At 37.2% G+C, this 7,244-nt stretch carries 2 protein-coding genes; both read right to left on the bottom strand.

The window, feature by feature from the left end; all coding sequences use genetic code 11:
- Positions 1-54: 54 nt before the first annotated feature.
- Entirely contained in the window at positions 55-5,025 is a 4,971-nt protein-coding gene (locus tag ACFIJK_RS08375; RefSeq protein ID WP_375627480.1) for a DEAD/DEAH box helicase, read from the bottom strand.
- A 576-nt stretch (positions 5,026-5,601) separates the two neighbouring features.
- Complete coding sequence (locus ACFIJK_RS08370; protein ID WP_208438636.1) at positions 5,602-7,209, bottom strand: YfjI family protein; 1,608 nt, start codon at positions 7,207-7,209, stop codon at positions 5,602-5,604.
- Positions 7,210-7,244: the final 35 nt, after the last annotated feature.

The following is a 7,244-nucleotide window of genomic DNA, read 5'->3' as shown; positions in this document are numbered from 1 at the left end:
AACCTTATACCCGTTGTGAGTTTATCATACCCATTATGTGAGCACGCTTTTAAGTTATTCAGTTTCTCTAATTTCTAATTTTGGTAAGCTTTTAACGATTTTCATTGTCTCTAAACTTACAGTAATAACCCTTTGGAATAACTCTAATGGATAAGCAGGGTTGCCAACGGTTTCAACAGCATAGCGATTGGCATCATTCACAATACCACTCTTTTTATCAGTCTTTACACATTGACGTTCCATAACCCATTCAAGAGCGGGTTTACCATTAACGATATACTCATAAGCTTCAAGAGGAATATCTGTCATGATGATATTGCTATTATAAATAACAGTTGATTTATCTTTCTCTTTACCTGCTTTTGCAAATTTCATTTCAGTCACATAATAAAACTTTTCTGGATTAGAGATATTAGTCTGTTTTGGATTGCCTTTTTTAAATGTGACTGGATAAGGCTCTACATCTTCATAGTTTACATGCAAATGACCCAGTTTACGCCCTGCTGTAACAAACTTCCAAAAATCTTCAGCGCTTTTTACACAAGGGATGCGAGGCAACTCTTTAGAGAGGTTATCAGCATAACGGGCACGGTAATCTTCTGAATGTAAAATCCCATAAACATAATAGAATAGATCATCCTTAGAGATTTTTTCATTAGGATAAGCCGCTTTAAAATGCGCTAGTCCCTCATCTGTAATGGCATCACGCCTCTGTAAACCAGCTGTTTTGTTTTCCTCTATAGAGTTTGTAAATAAATGGGATTGTTTTTCATTTTTATCTTTTGAGACCATGCTATCTTCGTAAATATAGAGTGGAAAGCATTGACCTGTATCTATTGCGTGAAGGTTAGGTAAATCCTTACTCATCAAAACAGAAAAACCACTTCTTGCTCCTATGCCTGTAACTTGTATTACTCTATTATCAACCGCTTTTCTCATAGGGAATATACGCGGCATTTGTAAAACCATTTCATTGAAAGTACGATTATAATAGAGCCATTGTTGTGTAAATGGACGGTAAAGACTTTGAATAAGGCGAGTTTCTTCAAATTCAAAAACCTTTCCTTTTACCAACTCTTGTTTAAGTGCACGACTCCAACTGATCTTTTCAGCATTTGTATTAACAAAATCATTTACAATATTGTTACGTGTTTTACGGTCAGCATGTGGATGCGTATCATTAAAACGTTTTACTTCGCTGTTATAGAAAGCAATCATATCACTCATATTTTTTGCTAAATCTTTACGGCTTGAGTTGTATGCCCAAGCATCACGACTGGTTACGACACCACAAGAAAAAATTTCAAACAGCTTTTTATCGTGTTCTTTTTTATACCCTAAGACTATAAATGTCTCAAAACTCTCATCACGTTGATTTATCCAATCACCATGTTTATCTGGTATAATTATTTTCCAACTTGATTTATTTGTGACACCATTAATGCTACCCAAATAATTAAGTGCAAAAAGTTTATCTTTTGTCGTAAGATTATCACCAATGTCATGATAATAAATTTTACAATCTCCAGAAACATTGGGATTTTTGATAAATAATGTCACGGCAATACCAGTCATACTACCACTACCAAAAATATTCTGTCCTTCTTGAGCCTTCCCATTGCTTAACATATTTTTACGAATATCACCCCTCAGATTGAGAACATAAATACTCGTAAACTCTTTGGCTAAAGATTTTCGTAAGCTATCCATTGTTGGCTTTTCTATGTAACCAGAACCAGAAACAAAGCCGATTACCCCAGCATTACTAATACGGTCACTTGCCCAGCGGATAGCACGGATATAACTGTCATACAGATTTCGCATAAGATTTGCATTCGATTGAGCAGCATACGTGTCACTGATGCGTTTATCTAATAGCGGATAAGGACTGTTCTTAGCATTGTCATTAGCACTTTTCTGTCCCACGGAATAAGGAGGATTGCCAAAGATCACTTCAATATTCAAATTTTTTTGATGCTCTAAATATTCACTGTTTTCCTCTAATAAACCTTTCATCAAATCTTGTTTTTCCAGCATCCGAAACGTATCAGTTAAACCAATATGCTTGAAAGGGATGTAATCTCCTTTCTTCAAACTATGGTAAGTCGATTCAATATTGATCGCTGCTATGTAATAAGCCAGTAAAACAATCTCATTGGCATGGATATCATGACGGAATTTATATTCCATATCCTCTGGTTTTATGAGCTTTGATTGTAAAAGCCTTGTGATAAAGGTACCCGTTCCAGTGAAAGGGTCAAGAATAGAAACACCACGTGACCCCAAGCTTTTTCCAAACTCATTACGCAACACATCATCAACAGAATGAATGATAAAATCGACAACCTCAACGGGGGTATAAACAATGCCAAGCCTATCCGTGGTTTTCTTAAAAGCTTTGGTAAAAAAATCTTCGTAAAGCTTGATAATAAGATTTTGTCTTGCCTGTGGTTCTGTAATGCCAGAGGCACGGAACTTTACGCTGTCATAAAACTCTTGTAATTCCTTGGATTCTTCCTCGATATTGGTTTTGTCGAGTTCTGTTAAGATTTTTTCCATTGCTTGCGAAATGGCATTGTTTTGTACAAATTCATTGCCCTCAAACAAGGCTTCAAACACAGGACGCGTCACAAGATGTTGCGCTAACATCTCAATCGCTTCTTCTTGCTTTATCTCACTGTTTAAGTTGTTTTTTAATTCCTTATAAAACGCATCAAAGGCATGATAAGCTTCGCTTGTCTGATCAGAAAGTATAGTTTGAAGGCGTGTGATATGGTTTTGTGCAATCTCAGCAACATTGCCAGCCCAAATGCCCCAATAATCACTCATAGTAGATTTTTTAACAATCAGTGTTTTGAGAGCATTGGGAAACTCAACAAAAAAGGGCAATCTTCCTTGTCCTTCATATGTTTGGTGCGGTTCATGAGCTTGTGTCCCAATACGAAGTCCGGATTTTTCTGATTTTTCGTGGAGCGTGATTTCGTCAATAACCGTGGTGACATTCTCTAATTCGGTCTTTTTAGAAACTGTAACAATGTCGATGATAGAGCTTACGTCTTGCCCTAAGACCATCTGGTTAAGGGTTTTACTAAAATTCTCATCATGGGCAAGCAAAGCATTGAGAACTTGCCAGACAACACTGTATCTCTTATTGTTTTTTAATGCCTCTTCTGGTGAAACACCAGCAGGAACACCAACCGGCAAAATGATATAGCCCATCTTTTTGCCTTTTGCACGACGCATCACACGTCCCACTGCTTGTATCACATCCACTTGGCTTTTACGCGGGTGTAAAAACATAACCGCATCAAGGGAAGGAACATCAACACCTTCTGAAAGGCAGCGTACATTGGTTAATATACGGCAGACATTCTCACCCGCATCTTCTTTCAACCAATCAAGTTTTATCGTACGGTTTTTGGCACCAGATTTTCCATTAATATGATCTACTTGACAGTTAAGAGGGGGAATATTTTTATGGTTTTCATGAAGATCACGTAAATCTTTCTTAACTTCTTCATCGTTGAATGTTCTACATATGCGTTCAGAAGTATCAATATCTTTACAAAAAGCCAAAGCTCGGTGCATGGGTCTTGTATCATCTCCAAGATCAATTTTCAGATCCATTTTGGTAAGAGCTTGATAACAACCCATGATCTTTGTTCTATCATCAAGAATAAGTTCATAATTCTTATCTGTCATCAGATGCTGGATAGATTTACTCACTTCTCCTTCATCAACACCTAAAACGATAATCTTGTAAGGCGTTAAAAGTCCATTTTTTACAGCATGGGAGAAACTATAAGAATAAAGGATTTTGCCATAAAGCTCTTCATCATCCATAGAAGCCAGAACGGCATCAATCTCATTAGCTTGTTTTTTGGCATTATCACTAAAGATACGAGGTGTTGCGGTCATATACAGACGTTTCTTGCCCCGAATAAGGCTATTGTCATGAACCTTGATAAACTCAGATTCACTCTTGTCTGTTCCTAACACAGCTCCAGTGGTACGGTGTGCTTCATCACAAATGATCAGATCAAATTCCGGTAAAGCATATTTCTTTTGCGCATCCGAAATCACTTGTATCGAATGGTAGGTAGCAAAGACCACAGTCATGGCATCAGGAGAAGTCTTATTGGCTTTTTCTCCAAGCTTTTGAGAATCTGTTGTTGCTGGTAGAGCGAGATCCGAGACATCGAGTTCGGCAGCATCATCTTGGGCTTTACGACGCTTACCAACTTGTGTATCAGAACACACGGCAAAGGAACGCAAGGGTATTGCTGTATCTGCTGTCCATTCTCTTATTGTTTGTGACATTAAAGAAAGAGAGGGGACAAGGAATAAAACACGTTTACCTTGACCAGCAAGAGCTTCTGCTATCTTCAGACTGGTAAAGGTCTTTCCCGTTCCACACGCCATAATCAGCTTGCCGCGGTCTGCTTCTTTTAACCCTTCACAAACAGCTTTAAGCGCTTCTTGTTGATGATCTAAAAGATTTTTCGGTTCTTTTTTCTTAAGAGTAGCTTTCCCTTTGCTTTCAAAGGTTGACCAATCTATTTGACTGTTTTCCAGATCGAAAAGATTAATCCGTTGAATGCGGACTCCTTGTCCTTCACAGGTGAGATCGGCATTGTTACTCCAATTACCTTCGGTGCTATCAACCAGAATACGGCGTGTGAATATTTTCTTGCCAGACGCTGCTATAAAGCTATCAATATCTTCCTTCTTGATCTGATGATTTGCACTATAAAACTTACATTGAATAGCGGCATATCCTTCTTCATCACGAATTTTAGCAACCAGATCAATGCCAATATCACGTCCATCTTCCCCATGCTCTTTTGCCCATTCACAATAGGTTTGAACCTTTTCATATTCTTGGCATTGTAGAGGGTCTTGCGTCAAATAAGCAATTACAAACTTTTCAAAAGAAGTTCCTCTATCGCGCGCACTTTCTGTATGATCACGGTAGGATTGTAACAGAGAGCGTAATGTCAGTGGTTTGTTATGAGATTGAAGCATTTATAATAAAACCCCACCGCTTTATAAGCGTTGATCTATAGGTGTCAAAAAACTTTAAATAGAATCTGCTAGATCTATTTAAAGCAAATAGCAATAATAAAATAAAAAAAGACCCACAACCTGCTTAAAAAGAAATTTTATTAAAGGCTACTTATCCACAGCCTATGACATGAGGTAAAATCAGCAAAATAGTGAAATTTGCTGTTCGTTTTATGGAAAAAAGACAAATTTGATATGTGTTTTTAAGATATCAGAATGTATGTTTTGATAGGCTTTTATTGCTTGCTTTGTAAGAAAGATAAAAAGCATATACCCCCCCTATACCCCCAAAACCCCTACAAAACCTATTCTATAAGTTGAATTTACAGGTTGTAATGTTGATATAGATTGTTTTTTGAAAAGTTGATAAAAATTAACATATTGAAATATAGTGACTTTTATTTTGATTTTTAAAATATATAAAGAGGGGAATAAAAAGCACCTCCAAAACCTCCAAAACCAATAGATGGGAAATGTTTTGAAGGTTTCATTTTATGAATACATAAGTTATATGTTTTATTGGAATTTAAAATTCATTCATTGAAATGTTTTATGACTTTTCACTAAAGGATGCCATTCATAGCGTATGGTAGGTCGACCGCCTTGGGAGTTATTGTCTCCAGAGATTTCACGAATATAATTGCAACGGCATAAAAGCTCTAAAGCTTGCTTCACAGCTTCATTGTCTTTTAAACATTTCCAATCACGTTTATAAACATCCCGTGCAGTAAAAACATTAGGTAAACAATCACAGCGCTTGACAAGCAAGTTTGCACTTTCTGTTGCTAATGTATCATGCGCCGCATAAAGACGTTTGGCATGACTTAACAGATATTTTTCCCAATACAAGGCTCTCTCAAGAGCATTTCTATTGATTTCAAAACGACCCCCTTCGGTCAATTCAAAAATCAACGCAAGTGTTGGTATGGTTTTATCCATTTTCAAAAGATACGATTGTAAATTTGTAGAGAAATGACCACTATTTATTTTTTTCTGAAAATCTTCCCACCATACACGAAAGATCTCTTGGGCATCAGTAGAAAAGTGTATGGTTATCGGATGCTTTGGTGAGCCTAACGGTTTATCATAAAGAGAACGAAAGACCCCTTGATAGCTTTCCCATGCCTTTTGATTGGGAGGTCTATCCGTCCATAACCGCTTTTTTCGTTCGTCGGGCCATACAATCATTTGAAATCGTTGCATGAAACCATCATCATTTATTCCATGGCACATGGCTTGAATAATGGGAATAATGCGTGAGGGTTGAATGCCCCCAATAATGGAAATGGTTGCATTGGGAATATGAATGGTTCCACGTTCAATACGGTCATAGGTGTATGACGTATTGCCATTAAAAGCTGTTAGATAAAAGGCACGGTCTGTTTGGTATTCCTTTCTTTCCATATTAGCTAAAAACCCAGCCAATTCATCTCGTACCATCAAGAGACCACGGGGGTTTTCTTTTAAGAGTTCCCCAAGCTTTTCGACAGTCACATCGTTGACAATAAGACGTCGTTTATCAAGAGTGTTATCATCACTTTCTTTGTGTTCAATAGATTGTGAAAGAAGGGCAAGGGCTTGTTCCTCATCTTGATCTTTGAGTGCTTTATAGGCTTGTTTTTTCTTTTCTCGTTTATCTAATTCAATAAGAATATCTTTCTTTTCTTGCTGTTCTTTCTTCTTTAACCATTCTTGATGCCATTCCTCTTGAAAGGCATAGAGAGGAGTTAAAGCGGCTTGCATGGTAGGTGTTTTGAGTGTTGAAGGTTGCCCCACAAGAGCCCCCCAGAGATTAGGAACAATTTTCCAATTATTATCATGTTGTTTTGGAGCGATACGCACGCCATTGCCAATCACAGCAGCCAAGCCACATAAAGCAGAGATAGCAATAAAATCGATAGAAGATTGTTGAAGATCGGCAACCTCATAAATATAGTCCATTAATGGCATTGGCAACTGTAATAAGCTAAAAGGCTCGACAGGTAAGAGAGCCGTAGCAATCGGTTTTAATTGCCCCCAACCATTTTGTTGCAAGGCTTGTTCATAAGGAATGGCTTTTAAACAAGTATTTTCGTTTAAAGAGACATTATCGTTATCATTGACGGGAGTATTTTCATTATTGTTTTGTAAATTACTATCTTTCATAGTTTCCCTCTTTTAAGAAAGTAATACGTTATTAA

It is taken from the genome of Bartonella sp. PS17NMGDW (genome assembly GCF_042193555.1).
GTDB lineage: Bacteria > Pseudomonadota > Alphaproteobacteria > Rhizobiales > Rhizobiaceae > Bartonella > Bartonella grahamii.
The sequence above is the reverse complement of the archived record's forward strand: the minus strand, read 5'-3'. Positions and strand labels throughout refer to the sequence as shown.